The following is a 19,182-nucleotide window of genomic DNA, read 5'->3' on the forward strand; positions in this document are numbered from 1 at the left end:
GAACCGACATTTCTGGTGCAGAGGATATTATGTAGATACCGTAGGTAAAAATGCAAAAAAGATTGAACAGTATATTCGCAACCAACTAAAAGAAGATTTAGAATATGATCAAATGTCACTAAGTGAATTTATAGATCCGTTTACGGGTCAGCCGGTAAACAAGGGCAAATAAAAAGAGGCTCTTGAGAGCCCGCCAGTAATCGTAGTGCGGCTGGCGGATTTTTCAGAGCCCCTTTAGGGGTAGCTAGTAACAGCGGCTTATAGCCGCAGAGCAAACCACCGGCTGAGCCGGTGGTCATGATTAATCCTCAATTTAGTAAGAAATAATCGTTAATCATCCTTATCTACGAGGTATTTGTGAAGAATGAAATAATAATCAGGATAATCCCTGCTTAATACAAGTTCAGTGCCGTTTCTACCCATGAATCGATGCTTTGTTTCTCCTGTGGCACATAATGTGGAAGTTCTTTTATTGATAATTTGATAATTTAGAGTAAATTCCGTATCTGTAAAATTAGAAATTCTGAATTTAATTAAAACAATATCCGGGTATTTAACAGGATTTATGTAGTCACAGCTGACTGAAGTAATAGGTATTCGTATTCCCTTGCTTTCCAGTAATGAAATATTAATCCCCATTTTATTTAAAACATCTTCTCTAAGTTCTTCAAACCAGCGTATATAATTGCTATGGTGAATAAAACCGGATTGTTCAGTTTCATAGTATTGAGTATGATGTTCATAAAGATAATGCTCAATATTTAATTCATCTTTGTGTTCAGCCAAAGTTGTAAGATTGAAAGAATCATTTTTTGGAGCCTGTAAAGATGTATTTTCATTTTTTTCCATATCAACTTACCTCCTAAAACTGTGAATTTATTATAAAAATATTCATTACAATATATATATTTCATTTTTAATAAACTCGTATCGACACCTAAAAATATTATAAATATTCTACCACAACTATAACACCACAGTAAAAAAAATTCAATCTATTTGATGTAAAATCTAATAATTTATCATCCAACATTTTACAATAAAAAAAACTAACATTGAAAACAAATAAAAAAATCCCTAAAACAACCCCTATAAAAAAGCTACCTCCATCTGTGGCAAGGCAATTATTACAGATGGAGGCAATGTAAATTGGGATAAGATTTTTAACACTTGTTACTTTCTATATCGACATTATTCAGAATTGTTTAACACTTTGATACTAAATAATAATATTAAAATTTCAAATTAAAAAAGTTAATTAAGTAATAAGTTTTAAATTAGAATTATTATATTTAATTGGAATATTATAATCAGTAGTCGTAGCTGTTGAATTATTGTTATCACTGCTTACTTTGGATAAAGATGAGGCCATCTCCGTAAGTTTTGAGGCCAGGTCTGAAATATTAAAATCAGAGTCAGTAATTATATCACTGGAAATCTTGTCAAAATAAGCATTTAAAAATTCAACATATTGTTCGTAAGAAAACAGCTTCTCAAATTCATCTATTGTATCAACTTCAAATTTTGAGCCGTCATCAAAAGCTTTTTCAGCAACTTTATAGCCTGAGGCTGACTCATAGGCAACAACTACCTGAGAGGCAGAATTATTATTGCTTGCGTTATTTGAAGAAGAAACTGTAGTATTAGGAGCACTAACTCCTTCATTCAAGTAGCCAAGGATTTTTTTAACATAGTTTTGTGTCTCTTTAAAAGGGGGAATACCACCATATTTATCAACATTTCCTCCACCGGCATTATAAGCAGCCAAGGCATAAGAAACATTACCGTTATATTTAGCAAGATGAGCAGCTAATAACTTGGCACCACCCATAATACACTGCTCTGGGTCATAGGCATTAGTTACACCTAGAGAAGAAGCAGTAGCAGGCATAAGCTGCATAATTCCCATTGCACCACAATAACTTCTTGCATTAGGATTAAAATTTGATTCCGCTTTGGCAACTGCAATAAGAAGATCTTTGGATACGCCATAAGTTTGTGAAGCTTTTTCAAAGATTGAATCCAAAGAAGCCGGACTTTCAAGATAAGTAGAAAACTCTTTTGTAGTTTCATTATTAGTCTGATTAGCGGTGATAAGGTACTGGTCACCGGACTCTATATTATTTACTTGAGTAACAGTATCCATGTTTACTCCTTTCAAATTTTTAATTTAATAATTTATATTATAAAAAAACACATCTTATATCATAATATAAATTGCTTATTTTACAAGAAAATAGTTATGTAAAAATATAGGCTATAATTATGTTTTTTCTTTTCACAGATTCTCACATAAATTTTATCGAAAAAAAATAAAAAAATTAAAGGATTTTTTAAAAATAATTTAATAAGAAACAGAAAATAAAAGTTTTGGTAAGATTTCTTCCAATAAAGTGGCAGTATTGACAAAGACGCTTTAAATCCCTATAATTTTATGTTATTATATAGATTAACATTAAGTTGGATAATTAGGCTTTTTAATAATAACATAAATTGACAAAATCATGGGGATTCCCCCTTTAACATAATAATGAAAGGAAAAGTTATAAATTATTTTATAACAGGATTGTTTATTCATGGAAGAAGAAAAAGTTTCCAGACATTTTATTGAACAGGAAATTGATAAGGATTTAAAAGAAGGCGTATATAATGAGGTATGTACCAGATTTCCGCCTGAACCAAATGGTTATCTTCATATAGGACATGCTAAATCCATACTTTTAAATTATGGTTTAGCTAAGGAATATAATGGAAAATTTCACATGAGATTTGACGATACAAATCCGGTGAAAGAAAAAAATGAATTCGTAGAATCTATTAAATCAGACATTGAGTGGCTTGGTGCTGACTGGGGTGACCAGATCTTTTTCGCCTCGGATTATTTTGATAAAATGTATGAAACTGCAGTAAAACTTATTAAAAAAGGAAAAGCATATGTATGCGACCTTTCTGCAGATCAAATCAGAGAATACAGAGGAACACTTACCAGTCCGGGAAAAGAAAGCCCATATAGAAACAGAAGTATCGAGGAAAATTTGGATCTTTTTGAAAGAATGAAAAACGGAGAATTTGCTGATGGAGAAAAAGTTTTAAGAGCAAAGATTGATATGTCCGCAAGCAATATAAATATGCGAGATCCGGTAATATACAGAATTGCTCATTTATCTCATCAAAGAACAAAAGACAAATGGTGCATCTATCCAATGTATGATTTTGCTCATCCTATTGAAGATGCGATTGAGCATATTACTCATTCCATTTGCACCTTGGAATTTGAAGATCACAGACCTTTATATGACTGGGTAGTAAAAGAAGGAGAATTTGAAAATCCTCCAAGACAGATTGAGTTTGCAAAACTGTATCTTACAAATGTAATTACAGGAAAAAGATATATTAAAAAGCTTGTAGAAGATGGAATAGTAGATGGTTGGGATGACCCTAGACTTGTTACCATTTCAGCTTTAAAAAGAAGGGGATTTACACCGGAATCCATTAAACGCTTTGTTGAACTTTGCGGTGTTTCAAAGTCCCAAAGCTCTGTTGATTATGCAATGCTTGAATATTGCATAAGAGAAGATTTGAAACTTAAAAAGAGCAGAATGCTTGCAGTTTTAGATCCGATTAAACTTGTAATTGATAACTATCCTGAGGGAGAATACGAAGAACTTGATGTAGATAATAATCTTGAAAATCCGGAGCTTGGAAAGAGAAAAGTTCCTTTTGGAAGAGAATTATATATAGAAAGAGAAGATTTCATGGAGGAACCTCCAAAGAAATATTTCCGTTTATTCCCTGGAAACGAAGTAAGACTTATGTATGCTTATTTCGTTACCTGTACAGGTTTTGAAAAAGATGAGAATGGCAATATAACAGTTGTACATTGTACCTATGACCCGGAGACAAAATCAGGTTCCGGATTTAACGCAAGAAAGGTTAAAGGAACAATTCACTGGGTACCTGCCCAATATGCAATTAAAGCAGAGGTTAGGCTTTATGAAAATATAGTCGATGAAAATAAGGGAAAGTTAAATGAGGATGGAAGTATTAATTTAAATCCAAATTCCCTTACTGTTTTAAAAGACTGTTATGTAGAGCCTGCTCTTAAAGATGCTAAAGCATATGACAGTTTCCAATTTGTAAGAAAGGGATATTTCTGTGTTGATTCAAAGGACAGCAAAGAAGAGCACCTGGTATTTAATAGAATAGTTTCCCTTAAAAGTTCCTTTAAAATCAATAAATAATAGAAGGAGAGATAGGCATGGATAATTTATTTTCAGGATTAGAAAAATTTGGTATTAATCTGGAAGACGATGACCTGAAAGTGTTTGAAGAAGAAAAAAAGCCTGCCCAAGCTGCTGCTGCAAAAGGACCGGTAGTTCATGAAGAAAAAGAATTCATTTTAGATAAATCACTGAACTGTCCTTTATGCGGAGGAGAATTCAAGAGCAAGATTATCAGAGCTGGTAAGGCAAAAAGACTTGAATCAGACTGGGATTTAAGACCTCGTTTCAAAGATTTTGATGGAAATAAATATGGAGTTACTTTATGCACAAATTGTGGATATACAGCTCTTGACAGATATTTTAAGGCGTTACCTGTTGTTAAGGAAAAACTTATTAAAGAAAAGATTTCAAGTACATTTAAACCAGAAGATTTCACAAAGGATTCAGAGATTTATGACCATGATATGTCAATAGCAAGATATAAAATGGCACTTTTGAATACAATAGTAAAAAAAGGTGCAGTTAGTGAGAGAGCTTATATTTGCCTAAAGACAGCATGGGTTATCAGAGGAAAAATAGAAGATTTAAATTCACAAAAGAATAAATTAGATAAAGCTGCAGCAGATTTTGCCCAAAAAGCAAAAGAAATTGATGATAAAATCAAAGAATGTGAAAAGGAAGAAAATTCCTTCCTTGCAAATGCATATGAGGGATTTACAAAAGCTGTAGCAACAGAATCTTTCCCTATGTGCGGAATGGGTGAAGCTACAGTAGATTATCTTATAGCTGTACTTGCTATGAAATTTAAAAAATATGCAACTGCTTCTAAAACCATTGCAAATATTTTACAATCTAAGACTGCAGGAAAACAGATAAAAGAAAAGGCATTTGACCGTAAAGAAGAATTGGTTAAGATGATACATGAAGATAAAAACAGTTAAATTGACCCTTCATAAATGAAAGATATAGAAAAAACATTAAATAGTTTTAATGATGTATTTAGAGGATAAATAGAAAACCTATTATAGTTTTCTTATGTATAAGAATTATAATTCCTAAAGAATAAAAAGTGAAAGGAGAAATGTATGTTTAAGAAATTAGTGAAAATTTTCGCCGGTTTAGGGCTTATTTGCTTAGGAGCAGTCGGGGGAGTTTTAATTTACAAAAAATTCTTTGAAGAAGATGATTGGACAGATTATGATGATTTTGACGACTGGGACGAAGACGAAGATGATGAAGTCGTAGAAGAAAAAAGAGAATATGTTCCAATTACTCTTGAAAGACCGGAAAAGAAAGAAGAAACAACACAGGATGCTTCAGAAAAAGAAGCAGAGGAAGGTAAAGAGGACGAATAAAAACTTTTATCTTAAATTTTTAAAGAGTCAGACAAATGAATAAAAAAGAATTTATTAAAGCCCTGAAGGATGATGTCAGGGCTTTGTCTGAATATATGACTAAAATGAGAAGAATATTTCATGAAAATCCGGAAATTGGTTTTCAGGAATATAAAACTTCATCATATATTGAAGACGAATTAAAAAAAATGAAAATTCCATATAGGAAAGTCGGAGAAACAGGGATAATCGCCAATATCGGGAAAAATAATTCTAAAGAAGTATATGTCTTAAGAAGCGATATGGATGCCTTACATATTACTGAAAACAGCAAATTAGAATATGCTTCAAAAAATGATGGCTATATGCATGCCTGTGGACATGACGGACACATGGCATCCCTTTTAGGAGCCATAAAAGTAATAAAAGAGCACGAAGATATGCTTACAAAAGACATAAGGATTATCTTTCAGCCTTCAGAGGAAAACTGTAAAGGAGCATTGTTTATGCTTGAAAACGGTGCTTTAAATAAAGGTGATGAGATTTTTGGAGTTCATATTTTTACTGATATAGAAGCGGGAAAAGTATCATTGACTCCTGGAAACAGGATGGCAGTTAGCAGGAATTTTAAAGCTATTATTAAAGGAAAGGCCGGTCATGCTGCAAAACCTCATCTTTGTGCAGATGCCACCTTGGCAGCAGCCACATTTGTGGTTAATTCCCAGGGAATTGTAAGCAGGATGGCAGACCCGATAGATAGTCTGGTTGTTACTTTTGGAAAGCTCATTTCCGGAACAGCACATAATATTATATCCGGACAGGCAAATGTAGAAGGAACAATACGGTTTTATAATGAAGATACAGGAAAAAAAGCCTTGGAAAAGCTTACCTTTATAGGAGAAAACAGTGCAAAAATCTATGATTGTACCTTTAGTCTTGAGGTAAGTAAAGCTACTCATCCGGCAGTTATAAATGATGCAAAGCTTTCAAAAGAAGTTACAAAGGCAGCATCTTTGTTAATGGATAATGAAAAAATTGTAGATACCCCTGCCATATTATTAGGAGAAGATTTTTCCAATTATACAATAAATAATCCAGGACTCTTTGCCTTTGTGGGAGGCTATAACAGTAAAAAGGATTGCATATATCCTAATCATCATGATTCATTTAACTTTGATGAGGATGCTCTTTTAGATGCAGCCTCTCTTTATCTGTCATTTGCCTTTAAAGATGTCCTGACAAAGGAATAGATAAAAAGACCATACTCAAAAGAGTATGGTCAAATTTTTTTAAAGAATTATTTATTATTTTTCTCAACTTCTGCCATTTTCATAGCACGAACCTTTAAAGGAAGCCCGAAAAGATTGATAAATCCTTCAGCATCATGGTGGTCATAAAGATCTCCGGTGGTGAAGCTTGCCAAAGATTCTGAATAAAGGGAATATGGTGAAGTAGTACCGGCTTTAATGATATTTCCTTTGTAGAGGTAGAATTTAACCTCTCCTGTAACATATTGCTGGGTAGATTCAATAAATGCCTGTACAGCCTCACGAAGAGGTGTAAACCATTTTCCTTCGTAAACAATATCAGCAAATTTATTTCCCATAACTTTCTTTTCAGTATAAGTAGCACGGTCTAAAATCAGTTCTTCTAACTGCTGATGAGCTTCATAAAGAATTGTTCCACCAGGTGTTTCATAAACACCACGAGATTTCATTCCTACAACCCTGTTTTCAACGATATCAATAATACCGATTCCGTGTTTTCCACCTAATTTATTTAATTTTCTGATAATATCAGAAACCTTCATTTCTTCTCCGTTTATACTTTTTGGAACACCTTTTTCAAAAGTCATAGTAACAAGTTCAGCTTCATCAGGTGCTTTTTGAGGAGTAACACCTAAAACCAGTACATGGTCATAATTTGGTGCAAGAGAAGGATCTTCTAACTCAAGACCTTCATGGCTGATATGCCAAAGATTCCTGTCACGGCTGTAGCTGGAATCTGCTGAAAAAGGAAGGTCGATTCCGTGAGCCTTACAATAGTCAATCTCATCCTGACGGGAATTCATTTTCCAGGTTTCATTACAACGCCAAGGCGCAATTATCTTAATGTCAGGAGCCAAAGCCTTAATTCCAAGTTCGAAACGCACCTGGTCATTTCCCTTACCGGTAGCACCGTGGCAGATAGCAACAGCATCTTCCTTTCTTGCTATTTCAACAAGTTTTTTTGCAATAAGGGGGCGGGCCATGGAAGTACCAAGAAGATATTTGTTTTCATAAATTGCATTTGCCTGAACACATGGAACAACATATTCGTCACAAAATTCATCACAAACATCCAAAATATAAAGTTTAGAAGCTCCTGAAAGTTTGGAACGCTCTTCAAGACCATCTAATTCCTCTTCCTGTCCTACATCTATACAGCAACAAACCACATCGTAATCATAGGTCTCTTTTAACCATGGGATAATTGCTGTGGTATCAAGACCACCTGAATAAGCTAAAATTACTTTTTCTTTCATTTTACAAGTCCTCCTTAACATTAGTTTAAAATAATTATCTGAATAATATAATAAATAGAGTTTATTAAGTGATTTTTTGACTTTATTAAAATTAATAACCTTATATGTAAATAATAACATGTTGTTATATTTATTATAGAATACTATGTAAATTTATACATAATATTAAAACAAAAAATCGCTTGTTTCAATTATGCTCTTTTTAACCTGCAAAAATAATATAACTCATTTAGAATAAATATGCAAGAAGAAAATTTATACTTGATAAATATACAATGATGTTTTATTATTATGCACAAGAGGAAATGAGCTTATGAAAATTTATTCAGTATAAAAAATAGAATTTTAAAACAATAACTCTTTAACAAGAATTGTATTCTAAATATTATGTATTATACTTGGAATTAGTGTACATGAGTAAAAAGAAAAGTAAATCGAGAATATCTTTGAAACAGCAAGGAGGAAGAGACGATGATAAAAGTTGGAATAATAGGTTCAACAGGTTACGCAGGAAATGAAATAGTAAGGATATTATTAAGACATAAAAACGCCAGTGTGAAATGGTTTGGCTCAAGAAGTTATAAGGATATGAAATATGCAAGTGTTTACGGAAATTTCGTTGAACTGGTTTCTGATACCTGTCTGGAAGATGATATAGAAAGACTTTCCGATGAGGTAGATGTGATATTTACCGCCACACCTCAGGGACTTTGTTCATCTTTGGTAAACGAAAAAATATTATCAAAGACAAAAATCATTGATTTAAGTGCTGATTTTAGAATAAAGGATGTGGCTATCTATGAAAAGTGGTACAAGTTAGAGCATAAGAGTCCTCAATTTATAAAAGAAGCAGTTTACGGTCTTTGTGAAATAAACCGTCAGGATGTTAAAAATGCAAGACTTATTGCAAATCCTGGCTGTTTTCCAACTTGTAGTATCCTTTCCATTTATCCCTTGCTAAAAGAAGGAATTTTAGATAAGGATTCCATAATAATTGATGCAAAATCAGGTACCTCCGGTGCCGGAAGAGGTGCTAAAGTTGATAATCTTTTTTGTGAAGTAAATGAAAATATAAAGGCTTACGGAGTGGCTAATCACAGACATACACCTGAAATAGAAGAACAATTATCTTATATGGCAGGGGAAGATTTAATGGTTAATTTCACCCCTCATCTTGTTCCTATGAACAGAGGAATCCTGGTAACAGCCTATGGAAACCTTAAAAAGAAAGTTACTTATGATGAAGTAAAAGCAATTTATGATAAATACTACAAAGATGAATACTTTGTCAGAGTTTTAGATAAGGATATTTGTCCTCAGACAAAATGGGTAGAAGGAAGTAATTTTACGGATATTAATTTTAAAATAGATGAAAGAACAAACAGAATAATAATGATGGGTGCCATTGATAACCTTGTTAAAGGCGCAGCAGGTCAGGCAGTACAAAATATGAATATAATGTTTGGTGAAAAAGAAAACGAGGGACTGGATATCGTTCCTATGTTCCCATAGAAAAGGCAGGAGAAAAAAATGAAAGTTATTGAAGAAGAAATAAAAATACCAAAGGGATACAAGGCAGCTGCAGTAAGCGCAGGAATAAAGAAAGAAAATCGTCTGGATATGGCATTAATATTTAGCGAAAGTCCATGTGTAACTGCCGGTACATATACTACAAATGTAGTAAAAGCTGCTCCGGTGCTGTGGGATAAAGAGATTACAGCTTCAGATACAAAGGCCAGGGCAATAGTGGTAAACAGCGGTGTTGCAAATGCCTGTACAGGAAAAGAAGGAATGCTTTATTGTGAAGATACGGCAAAAACACTTTCAGAAAAGTTTAACATCTTACCAAAAGAAGTTTTGGTAGCCTCAACAGGAGTAATTGGCGCACAGCTTCCAATGGACAAAATAAAATCAGGCATAGAAAAAATGGTACCAGACTTAAAAGAGGAAGTTTCAAATTTTGAACTGGCATCTAAAGCCATTATGACCACGGATACCCTTCCTAAAAAAGCCTGTGTAACCTTGGAAATCGGAGGAAAAGAAGTAACCATAACAGGAATGTGTAAAGGCTCAGGAATGATTCATCCTAATATGTGTACAATGTTATCCTTTATAATTACTGATTTGGCAATTTCAAAAAATCTCCTTCAAAAGGCTTTATCAAAAAATGTAGATGATACATACAATATGATTTCAGTAGACGGAGATACTTCAACAAATGATACGGTTTTACTTTTGGCAAACGGTAAGGCACAAAACCCTGAAATTACAGAAGAAAATGAAGATTATAAGGCATTTGAAGAGGCATTAAACTATATCAATGAAACTCTTGCAAAAAAAATAGCTTCTGACGGTGAAGGGGCTACAGCCCTCTTTGAAATGACAGTAAAAAATGCAGCCACAAAAAAAGATGCCAAAATTCTTAGTAAATCGGTAATTACCTCAAATCTTACAAAAGCTGCAATTTTTGGTCATGATGCAAACTGGGGCAGAATAATTTGTGCATTAGGCTACAGTGGAGTTGATTTTGACCCAGAGGTAATAGACTTGTATTTTGAAAGCAAGGCAGGAAAAATAGATATATTAAAAAATGGAAATGCTACTTCCTACAGCGAAGAAACAGCTACAAAAATCCTGTCAGAGCCTTATGTAAAGGCAGTTGCTGATATGAAAAACGGAAAAGAATCTGCAACAGCCTGGGGATGCGACTTAACTTATGAATATGTAAAAATAAATGCAGATTATCGTTCATAAAAAGAAGGGAGAAAAAAATGGGAAATGAAATGAATATTCTTTTGGAAAAGGCAGAAGTTTTAATAGAGGCTTTGCCTTATATCAGAAGATTTAACAGGAAAATAATAATAATCAAATACGGCGGAAGTGCCATGATTGATGAAGAATTAAAACAAAATGTCATAAAAGATGTTTCCCTTTTAAAACTGGTAGGATTTAAACCTATTATCGTTCATGGTGGCGGAAAAGAAATCAATAGCTGGCTTTCAAAGGTAGGTATTGAGTCAAAGTTCGTAAATGGACTAAGGGTGACAAACGAAGAAACCATGGAAGTTGCAGAAATGGTTTTAAACAAGGTTAATAAAGACCTGGTAGGACTTATTGAAGCAAATGGAATAAATGCTGTTGGAATCAGCGGTAAAGACGGAAGGCTTTTACAGGTTGAGAAAAAATATTCTGACGGTGCAGATATTGGACTGGTAGGGGAAATAACAAAGGTAAATCCAAAGATATTATTTGACTTATTAGAAAAAGATTTTCTTCCTGTAATTTGTCCTTTGGGAATGGATGAAAATTATAAAACCTATAATATAAATGCAGATGATGTGGCATGTGCAGTGGCAAAGGCCATGTCCGCGGAAAAACTTGCTTTTTTAAGTGATATTGAAGGGGTTTATAAATATGCAGATGATCCTTCCTCATTGATTTCTGAGCTTCATATTACAGAAGCAAAAAAACTTATAGAAGAAGGCTATATAAAAGGTGGAATGCTTCCAAAACTTAATAACTGCATAGATGCAATCAAAAAAGGCGTAAACAGAGTTCATATATTAGATGGAAGAATAGCACATTGCCTCTTACTAGAGATATTTACCAACAAAGGAATCGGTACTGCCATACTTGCAGACCAGGAAGAAAAATATTTTAAGGAGAGCTAAATTATGAATAAGAGTGAAGTAATAAATACAGCTGAAAATTGTCTTTTAAAGACCTATAACAGGTTTCCAAAAGTACTTGATCATGGAGAAGGAGTATATTTATACGATAACGAAGGAAATAAATATCTGGATTTTGCTTCAGGAATAGGCGTAATGGCTTTGGGATATGCCAATAAAGAATACAATGACGCATTAAAAGCACAAATAGATAAATTAATGCATACTTCAAATCTTTATTATCATGAGCCGGGGGCAAAAGCTGCAAAAACAGTTTGCGAAAAAAGTAAGATGGACAGGGTATTTTTTACAAATTCCGGAGCCGAGGCTATTGAAGGAGCTATAAAAACCGCCAGAAAATATGCCTATACAAAAGATAAAAGCACAGACCATGAAATAATTGCCATGAATTCCTCTTTTCATGGTCGTACCATGGGAGCCTTAAGTATTACGGGAAATACCCACTATCAAGAGGCCTTTAAACCACTTATTGGCAATGTAAAATTTGCAGATTTTAATGACCTTGATTCCGTATTGGAACTGGTAAATGAAAAAACCTGTGGAATAATTGTAGAGCCGATTCAAGGAGAAGGAGGAATACATCCGGCTTCAAAAGTATTTCTTGAAGGAATAAGAAAAATATGCGACCAGAAAGATATTTTACTTATTTTTGATGAAATTCAATGTGGAATGGGAAGAACAGGGGATTTATTCGCTTATGAGTCCTTTGGAATAAAACCGGATATAATAGCCATGGCAAAGGCTTTAGGATGCGGAGTACCTGTGGGAGCCTTCTTAATGACACAAAAAGTCGCTGATAAGGGACTTGTTCCGGGAGACCATGGAAGCACTTACGGAGGAAATCCTTTTGTCTGTGCAGCAGTGGAAAAGGTATTTGAAATATATGAAAAAAATAATATAACAAACCATGTAAAACAAATTACGCCTTATCTGGAAGAAACATTAGAAAAACTTACAAAAAAACATGGAAATGTAATAATGCATAGAGGAATGGGATTTATGCAGGGACTTGTTTTAAAAGAAGGAGCGGCAGATGTAGTAAATAAAGCCCTGGATAAGGGATTGATATGCATAACTGCAGAGAAAAATGTTGTAAGATTATTACCACCTCTGATAATCGAAAAAGAACATATAGATGAAATGGCCCGTATTTTAGATGAGGTATTGTAAAATAGAAAAAATTTATGTACAATAGAATGTGTTGTCAGTATATCTCCTTTATTTTTTAACGATAAAAGGAGAAAAATGAAAAATTATAAGAAAAATTTTATTCTATTAATAATAATGATGCTTTCTTTAAGTGCTTGCGGATTAAAAGAGGAAAGCGTCAGCGACTTTATTTTAGAAGATAGCAATGATATTTCAACTTCAGAGACTTCAGAAAACAGTGAGGTCTCTGAAGATATTTATGTCTATGTCTGCGGTCAGGTAAATAATCCCGGAGTCTTTAAATTAAAAAAAGACGATAGAATTTTTAAGGCCATAGAAATGGCAGGTGGGACTACTGAAAATGCAGATATTTCCGGTATAAATCAGGCTCAGAAGTTAGAGGACGGTCAAATGATAAATATTCCGTCTTTTGGTGATGAGAGCATTGAAGAAGTTTCTAAGGAAAATGCAGATGATGGCAAGGTAAATATTAATACTGCAGATGAACAAACCCTTACCTTGCTTAGCGGTATCGGGGAAAAAAGAGCCAGAGATATTATAGATTATCGAAATTCCAACGGTAATTTTTCTTCAGTAGAAGATTTAAAAAAGGTTAAAGGCATAAAAAACGGGGTATATAATAAAATAAAGGACTTTGTTAAGGTAAATTGAGGTGAAGTGATGTCAAGAAAAGTTCTTGTTGTAGATGATGAAAAACTTATTGTAAAAGGTCTCAGATTCAGCTTAGAGCAGGATGGCATGGATGTTGACTGTGCCTATGACGGAGAAGAGGCTTTAAATCTTATTAAAGAAAAAAAATATGACATAATATTATTAGATGTTATGCTTCCAAAGTATACAGGTTTTGAAGTTTGTCAGCAGGTTAGGGAGTTTTCCAATGTACCTGTTATCATGCTGACTGCAAAAGGCGATGATATGGATAAGATTTTGGGACTTGACTATGGAGCAGATGATTACATTACGAAACCTTTTAATATCTTAGAGGTAAAGGCCAGAATAAAAGCAATACTTAGAAGAGTTAAAATCGGTTCTGACAAAGAAGAAAATGCGAAAATCATTGTAAAGGGTAAATTTAAATTAGACTCCGAGAGTCGCAGAGTTTACATAGATGATAAAGAGATAAATCTTACCGCCAAAGAGTTTGATATGTTAGAGCTATTGGTTATGAACGAAAATAGAGTTTATAGTAGGGACAATTTATTAAATATAGTCTGGGGCTATGAATACCCGGGAGATGTCAGAACTGTAGATGTACATATCAGAAGACTTCGTGAAAAAATAGAGGCAAATCCAAGCGAGCCTAAGTTTGTTCACACAAAGTGGGGAGTGGGTTATTATTTCCAGGCCAAGAATTAGAATTGATTTTTTTAAAAGTTTAAGATTTTTATTATTTATCTTGATAATAATAGTTGGAATGATACCTTCCATTGTAATAATGGAAGGTTGTTCATACTTCTATAGAAAAGATTCGGTGGAGGAAAAGCTTAATAATCTCTCCGCCCAGGCTAATATTTTAGCCTATCAGTTAAACGAGGAATATCTTAAAGTGCCTTACGACCAGGCTATAGATGAAGAGATTTCCTCAGTTTCTAGTGCATTAAATACCAGAGTAATGATAATTGACAGTGATTATAAAGTGGTTAAAGATACATATCTTTTGGACAACGGAAAGTATATGGTATCTCCCATTGTCATAAATTCCATAAATAACAAATCAACCCAGACCTATGACCAAAAGCAAAAATACATGGAAGTAACCTCCATTATAAAAAGCGAAGATGGAGACAGGCTTGTGGGACTTGTAATTTTATATGCTTCAACAGAAGATTTAGAAAGTCTTGTACACAGTTTGAATTCAAAGATTTTACTTGTAGAAGTAATATGTTTCATTGTACTTATAGTAGTTTCATTTTATCTGTCCTGGATACTTACAAGGCCATTTACAAAAATGACCTCTTCCATTGACGAGATGAGTGATGGATTTTTCACAGAGGATATAGAATTTAAAAGCTACCTTGAAACGGAACAAATGGCGATGGCTTTTAATAAAATGTTAAGCAAAATGAGAAGCCTTGATGAGTCAAGACAGGAATTTGTATCAAATGTGTCCCATGAGTTAAAAACCCCTATTACCTCAATGAAGGTGCTGGCAGATTCATTACTGGTACAAGAAGATGTTCCAATAGAAACCTATAAGGAATTTATGAGCGATATTGCAGATGAAATAGAAAGGGAAAATAAGATAATAACAGACCTTTTGGCATTGGTTAAACTGGATAAATCTTCCTCTGACTTAAATATTGCCCCTGTTATTATAAATGATTTGATTGAGCTTATTTTAAAAAGATTAAGGCCAATAGCTGCCAAAAGAAACATAGAACTGGTATTTGAAAGTTTTAGACCTGTAACTGCCGAAGTAGATGATGTAAAACTTACCCTTGCCATTTCAAATTTAGTGGAAAATGCCATAAAATACAATGTAGATAACGGCTATGTACATGTATCATTAAATGCCGACCATCAGTACTTTTATGTAAAGGTAAGTGACAGCGGAATAGGAATTCCAGAAGAAAGCATAGACCATATATATGAAAGATTTTACAGGGTGGATAAGTCTCATTCAAGACAAATCGGCGGTACTGGATTAGGACTTTCCATTACCCGAAATGCAGTATTAATGCATAGAGGTGCCATAAAGGTTTACAGCAGGGAAAACGAAGGAACAACCTTTAATGTAAGAATTCCCATACTTTATCAGATAGAAGCGGGAGGTAAAGTGTGATGAAAAGAAAAATGCTTATTTTAACAATATTTATAATTTTTGTTTTAAGCCTTTCCGCCTGCCAAAAAGAAAATCCGGAATCTTCAGATACTTTTGTATATTTTTTAAATACAGAACTAACCGATTTGGTAAAGGTTCCTTATACTCCAAAGGCTGGTAAAAATGACACGGATTCTTTGGTGAAAGAATATATAGAATTAATGTCAAGAGTGGATGAAAATATCAGTGATTATACAAATCCATTTCCACCTAATGTAAAAATAAAAAAATACGAGTTTGAATCCGGAAAACTTACACTTAATTTTAACGAGAAATATACATCAGATATGCAAAGAGAAAGAGAAGTGCTTTGCAGATGTGCCATTGTTCAGAATATGTGTATGATAGACGAGGTAAAAAGCGTAGAATTCATAGTAGGAGATACCCCTTTGCAACTGGCATCAGGAGAAGAAGTAGGAGCTATGAGTGCAGAGGATTTTATGTTGGACGATTCTGAAAATATCAGTAATATCGAAAGAAAAAGCATATATTTATACTTTGCCTCAGAAGATGGAAAAAAACTTGTGAAAGAAGAAAGGACGGTTCACTACAGAACCACCACACAGCTTGAAAAAACCGTCATAAACGAGCTTATAAAGGGGCCGGTTAATGATAAACTAAAACCGGTTATTTCAAAAAATACAAATATATTAAATATGTCAGTAAAGGACGGACTTTGCTATATAAATTTTGATGAAAATTTCTTAAATGATCCGGTGGAAGGGGTAAATGATGAAGTGGCAATTTATGCCCTTGTAAATTCCATAACCTCCCTTCCGGATATTAGCCAGGTTCAAATATCGGTAAATTCAAATCAGGAAGAAATGTTTATGGAGACATTTCCCTTAGACCAGATTTTTGAGAAAAATCTGACATTACTAAAGTAAAAGAAAGGATGAGTAAATATATTTAAAAGACCAATGTGTCTTTTCTCTCTGTCCTTTTTATGGGGGATTATATTATATTTAAATCCTCACTACAAACAGATAATAATAACAGTGGCAGTAATATTTTGCCTTATATTTGCAATTTATAAAACTGCCACTGTGATAAAAAGTCAGAGAGACAAAGAAGAAATAGAAATAAAAAGTCACCTGTTTATGAGGAATATTGCCATACTATTGATAATGATATTCCTTATGATTTCAGGTTTTATAAGGGTTTGTGGGGTAGATAGGGCTTTTGAGGTGATTTCAGAAATAGATGATATGAATAATATCATCGCAATAGGAAAAATTGAAAGTATCAGCAGGAAAAATGATAAAACACTTCTAATCCTAAAGGATTCTTGTATAAAATCTCAGGGTAAATGGAAAAAAGTACCCAAAATCCAATTTTCTACAAAGAAAAAAATAAATCCCAACTACAAAAACCTGATAAAAATAAAAGGTCAGGCTCAAATGCCCCAAAGAGCATCAAATCCCGGAAACTTTGACTATTATACATATTATAAGTCAAAGGGAATAGGTCTTTTATTAAAGGGGACAATATTAAAAGAAAAAAAATCAGAAAATATAGAATATTTTAATGGCCTTGATAATTTAAAATATCTATTTGAAAATTCAATAGAAAAAAATGCCTTTAAAAGTGACATCGGCATATTAAAATCCTTTATTTTAGGGGATAAAAGCCAGTTATTAGAGGAAACAAAACTGTTATATAAAGAAGGTGGAATAATTCATATTCTATGTATTTCCGGATTACATCTTTCTATTTTAGGCTTATTTTTATATAAAAACCTACGAAAAGCAGGAGCAGGCTTTCTTCTTTCCGGAAGCATAGGAGGATTTGTTATTTTAAGCTATGTATTTATGACAGGCTTTACTCCCTCTTCCTTAAGAGCATTTATAATGTTTATGCTAATGCTTTTGGCAAATGTCTCAGGATTACATTATGATATGTTATCAGCCATAGGCTTTAGCATGATAATAGTACTTTTGATAAATCCTTTTTATGTATTAAATACGGGTTTTGTATATTCCTTTGTGTCTGTTTTTGGAATTGCAGTTTTTGCATCAAAAACAAATGAAAAAGAAGGGGAAAAAACCAATAAGAAAAAAATTTTTGGAAATATAAAAAATAATCTGAGAAAGAATTTTAACTTTTCTTTATCAATGGCACTTTTTAATATGCCCCTTAATGCCTATTATAATTATGAAATCAATGTAACTGCCTTCATCATTAATTTCTTTGTAATTCCCTTTTCGTCAATTCTCTTAATAACAGCCTTTTTCGCTTCCCTATCAGGAATACTAAAAATACATATATTGACTAAAAGTCTCTTTTTTACCTGCCATATAATCCTTATGTTTTTTGAAGCAATCTGTACTATTTTTAATAGACTTCCCTTTATAAAAATCCTAACGGGAAAGCCTGAACTTATAAATATAATAATATATTATTTGATTTTGTTCTTATATAGATATGCATGTAAAAGTCTTAAAGACAAAATCTTTAACAAAAATAAAACACTGGGAAATTTTCTTTTGCCTTTTGGAAAAGATATAACTGATAAATTCACAGGAGAAATTAGAAATAATAAGATAAAAAGGCTAATTATTTCTGTGGCAGGAATTATAATATTAATATTTATTTTAAAAACCAAACCTTGTCAGGGTTTTGAAATTAATGTTTTAGACATAGGCCAGGGCTCCTGTAATGTAATAAATGATAGAGGTAGGGCTTTTGTAATAGATGCCGGAAGTTCCACCTTTGAAAAAGTAGGAAAAAACCGGGTTATCCCTTTCTTAAAATACAAAGGGATAAAAAATATAGAATATGCATTTGCTACCCATCCGGACCTGGATCATATAAACGCCCTGGAAGAATTCTTTTTAGAAAATATAGAGGTAAAAAAAATGGTAATTCCCTATAATTTAAGGAAATCTCAAGCCTTTAAAAATCTTTTAAATCTGGCAAAAAAATCCAAGACAAAAGTAATATTTATGAAAAGGGGAGATAAGTTAGTAAAAAAGGATTTCACACTAACCTGCCTACACCCCCATAAAAATTTTCCTGAGGAAAATGAAAATGCCTCTTCTTTGGTTTTAGAGCTAAAGGTTGGGAAAACAAAAGGATTATTTACTGGTGATGTGGAAAAAGAAGGAGAAAAAAGTCTGATTGCTTCTAATAAACTAAAAAAATACGATTTTTTATTAATTCCCCATCATGGCTCAAAATATACAAGCTCAGATGAGTTTTTAAATAAAGCCTTACCGAAAATATCAATTATTTCAGCAGGAAGGGGGAATATGTACGGACATCCCCATAAGGAAGTTTTGGACAGATTAAAAAAATATAACAGTAAAATATTTAGAACCGACAGGGACGGGATGATATCCATAATGATAGAAAACAAGAAAATAAAAGTAAAAAAATACCTGTAGGGCTTTGGCACTAAAAATCTTTTAAGACGATTTTT

Annotated in this window: 17 protein-coding genes; 14 read left to right on the top strand and 3 right to left on the bottom strand. The window is 33.1% G+C overall.

The window, feature by feature from the left end:
* A partial coding sequence (locus BM153_RS12615; RefSeq protein WP_177205706.1) for a transposase occupies positions 1–172 on the top strand: 172 nt, incomplete at its 5' end.
* Between the two features lie 158 nt (positions 173–330).
* Here BM153_RS12615 and BM153_RS12620 read toward each other — a convergent pair.
* Both BM153_RS12620 and BM153_RS12625 read right to left on the bottom strand, forming a co-directional pair.
* The gene (locus BM153_RS12620) at positions 331–849 is read right to left on the bottom strand and encodes an acyl-CoA thioesterase (protein WP_092874657.1); all 519 of its coding nucleotides are present in this window, start codon (positions 847–849) and stop codon (positions 331–333) included.
* Positions 850–1,258: 409 nt separating this feature from the next.
* Positions 1,259–2,146, bottom strand: coding sequence for a lytic transglycosylase domain-containing protein (locus tag BM153_RS12625; protein WP_092874660.1), 888 nt, complete (start codon positions 2,144–2,146; stop codon positions 1,259–1,261).
* A gap of 430 nt (positions 2,147–2,576) precedes the next feature.
* Here BM153_RS12625 and BM153_RS12630 point away from each other — a divergent pair, with 430 nt between their 5' ends.
* From BM153_RS12630 to BM153_RS12645, 4 genes are all read left to right on the top strand, one after another.
* The gene (locus tag BM153_RS12630; RefSeq protein ID WP_092874663.1) at positions 2,577–4,241 is read left to right on the top strand and encodes a glutamine--tRNA ligase/YqeY domain fusion protein; all 1,665 of its coding nucleotides are present in this window, start codon (positions 2,577–2,579) and stop codon (positions 4,239–4,241) included.
* Between the two features lie 17 nt (positions 4,242–4,258).
* On the top strand, positions 4,259–5,164 hold the full coding sequence (locus BM153_RS12635; RefSeq protein ID WP_092874665.1) for a DUF2225 domain-containing protein: 906 nt from the start codon (positions 4,259–4,261) through the stop codon (positions 5,162–5,164).
* Positions 5,165–5,308: 144 nt separating this feature from the next.
* Positions 5,309–5,578 carry a hypothetical protein gene (locus tag BM153_RS12640; RefSeq protein ID WP_092874668.1) on the top strand — a complete coding sequence of 90 codons (270 nt, stop codon included), beginning with the start codon at positions 5,309–5,311 and terminating at the stop codon, positions 5,576–5,578.
* Positions 5,579–5,613: 35 nt separating this feature from the next.
* Positions 5,614–6,807, top strand: a complete 1,194-nt coding sequence (locus BM153_RS12645) for an amidohydrolase (protein WP_092874671.1) — start codon at positions 5,614–5,616, stop codon at positions 6,805–6,807.
* A 47-nt stretch (positions 6,808–6,854) separates the two neighbouring features.
* Here the strand turns inward: BM153_RS12645 and BM153_RS12650 are convergent, their stop codons facing one another.
* Positions 6,855–8,081 (bottom strand): argininosuccinate synthase, encoded by a 1,227-nt coding sequence (locus tag BM153_RS12650; protein WP_092874674.1) that lies wholly within the window; start codon positions 8,079–8,081, stop codon positions 6,855–6,857.
* A gap of 471 nt (positions 8,082–8,552) precedes the next feature.
* Between BM153_RS12650 and argC the strand changes: the two genes are divergently transcribed.
* From argC to BM153_RS12695, 9 genes are all read left to right on the top strand, one after another.
* Positions 8,553–9,593: an N-acetyl-gamma-glutamyl-phosphate reductase gene (gene argC, locus BM153_RS12655; protein ID WP_092874677.1), complete on the top strand. Its 1,041-nt coding sequence runs from the start codon at positions 8,553–8,555 to the stop codon at positions 9,591–9,593.
* Positions 9,594–9,611: 18 nt separating this feature from the next.
* Complete coding sequence (gene argJ / locus BM153_RS12660) at positions 9,612–10,835, top strand: bifunctional glutamate N-acetyltransferase/amino-acid acetyltransferase ArgJ (RefSeq protein ID WP_092874680.1); 1,224 nt, start codon at positions 9,612–9,614, stop codon at positions 10,833–10,835.
* A gap of 17 nt (positions 10,836–10,852) precedes the next feature.
* The gene (gene argB / locus BM153_RS12665) at positions 10,853–11,752 is read left to right on the top strand and encodes an acetylglutamate kinase (RefSeq protein ID WP_092874683.1); all 900 of its coding nucleotides are present in this window, start codon (positions 10,853–10,855) and stop codon (positions 11,750–11,752) included.
* Positions 11,753–11,755: 3 nt separating this feature from the next.
* Positions 11,756–12,940: an aspartate aminotransferase family protein gene (locus tag BM153_RS12670; protein ID WP_092874686.1), complete on the top strand. Its 1,185-nt coding sequence runs from the start codon at positions 11,756–11,758 to the stop codon at positions 12,938–12,940.
* A 75-nt stretch (positions 12,941–13,015) separates the two neighbouring features.
* On the top strand, positions 13,016–13,591 hold the full coding sequence (locus BM153_RS12675) for a helix-hairpin-helix domain-containing protein (protein ID WP_092874689.1): 576 nt from the start codon (positions 13,016–13,018) through the stop codon (positions 13,589–13,591).
* 9 nt (positions 13,592–13,600) lie between these two features.
* Positions 13,601–14,296 (top strand): response regulator transcription factor, encoded by a 696-nt coding sequence (locus BM153_RS12680; RefSeq protein ID WP_092874692.1) that lies wholly within the window; start codon positions 13,601–13,603, stop codon positions 14,294–14,296.
* 40 nt (positions 14,297–14,336) lie between these two features.
* Positions 14,337–15,722 carry a sensor histidine kinase gene (locus tag BM153_RS12685; RefSeq protein WP_242949153.1) on the top strand — a complete coding sequence of 462 codons (1,386 nt, stop codon included), beginning with the start codon at positions 14,337–14,339 and terminating at the stop codon, positions 15,720–15,722.
* Positions 15,722–16,648 carry a GerMN domain-containing protein gene (locus tag BM153_RS12690; protein ID WP_092874695.1) on the top strand — a complete coding sequence of 309 codons (927 nt, stop codon included), beginning with the start codon at positions 15,722–15,724 and terminating at the stop codon, positions 16,646–16,648. The genes BM153_RS12685 and BM153_RS12690 overlap by 1 nt, the downstream gene beginning before the upstream one ends.
* A gap of 33 nt (positions 16,649–16,681) precedes the next feature.
* The gene (locus BM153_RS12695) at positions 16,682–19,147 is read left to right on the top strand and encodes a DNA internalization-related competence protein ComEC/Rec2 (protein ID WP_092874698.1); all 2,466 of its coding nucleotides are present in this window, start codon (positions 16,682–16,684) and stop codon (positions 19,145–19,147) included.
* Positions 19,148–19,182: the final 35 nt, after the last annotated feature.

Origin of the sequence: Acetitomaculum ruminis DSM 5522 (assembly GCF_900112085.1) — a bacterium.
GTDB lineage: Bacteria > Bacillota > Clostridia > Lachnospirales > Lachnospiraceae > Acetitomaculum > Acetitomaculum ruminis.

Coding starts and splice junctions, on each gene's coding strand:
- argB (WP_092874683.1), top strand. CDS start 10,853: ATGGGAAATGAAATGAATATTCTTTTGGAAAAGGCAGAAGTTTTAATA.
- BM153_RS12650 (WP_092874674.1), bottom strand. CDS start 8,081: ATGAAAGAAAAAGTAATTTTAGCTTATTCAGGTGGTCTTGATACCACA.
- argC (WP_092874677.1), top strand. CDS start 8,553: ATGATAAAAGTTGGAATAATAGGTTCAACAGGTTACGCAGGAAATGAA.
- BM153_RS12620 (WP_092874657.1), bottom strand. CDS start 849: ATGGAAAAAAATGAAAATACATCTTTACAGGCTCCAAAAAATGATTCT.
- BM153_RS12675 (WP_092874689.1), top strand. CDS start 13,016: ATGAAAAATTATAAGAAAAATTTTATTCTATTAATAATAATGATGCTT.
- BM153_RS12690 (WP_092874695.1), top strand. CDS start 15,722: ATGAAAAGAAAAATGCTTATTTTAACAATATTTATAATTTTTGTTTTA.
- BM153_RS12640 (WP_092874668.1), top strand. CDS start 5,309: ATGTTTAAGAAATTAGTGAAAATTTTCGCCGGTTTAGGGCTTATTTGC.
- BM153_RS12630 (WP_092874663.1), top strand. CDS start 2,577: ATGGAAGAAGAAAAAGTTTCCAGACATTTTATTGAACAGGAAATTGAT.
- BM153_RS12645 (WP_092874671.1), top strand. CDS start 5,614: ATGAATAAAAAAGAATTTATTAAAGCCCTGAAGGATGATGTCAGGGCT.
- BM153_RS12680 (WP_092874692.1), top strand. CDS start 13,601: ATGTCAAGAAAAGTTCTTGTTGTAGATGATGAAAAACTTATTGTAAAA.
- BM153_RS12695 (WP_092874698.1), top strand. CDS start 16,682: ATGTGTCTTTTCTCTCTGTCCTTTTTATGGGGGATTATATTATATTTA.
- BM153_RS12625 (WP_092874660.1), bottom strand. CDS start 2,146: ATGGATACTGTTACTCAAGTAAATAATATAGAGTCCGGTGACCAGTAC.
- BM153_RS12635 (WP_092874665.1), top strand. CDS start 4,259: ATGGATAATTTATTTTCAGGATTAGAAAAATTTGGTATTAATCTGGAA.
- argJ (WP_092874680.1), top strand. CDS start 9,612: ATGAAAGTTATTGAAGAAGAAATAAAAATACCAAAGGGATACAAGGCA.
- BM153_RS12670 (WP_092874686.1), top strand. CDS start 11,756: ATGAATAAGAGTGAAGTAATAAATACAGCTGAAAATTGTCTTTTAAAG.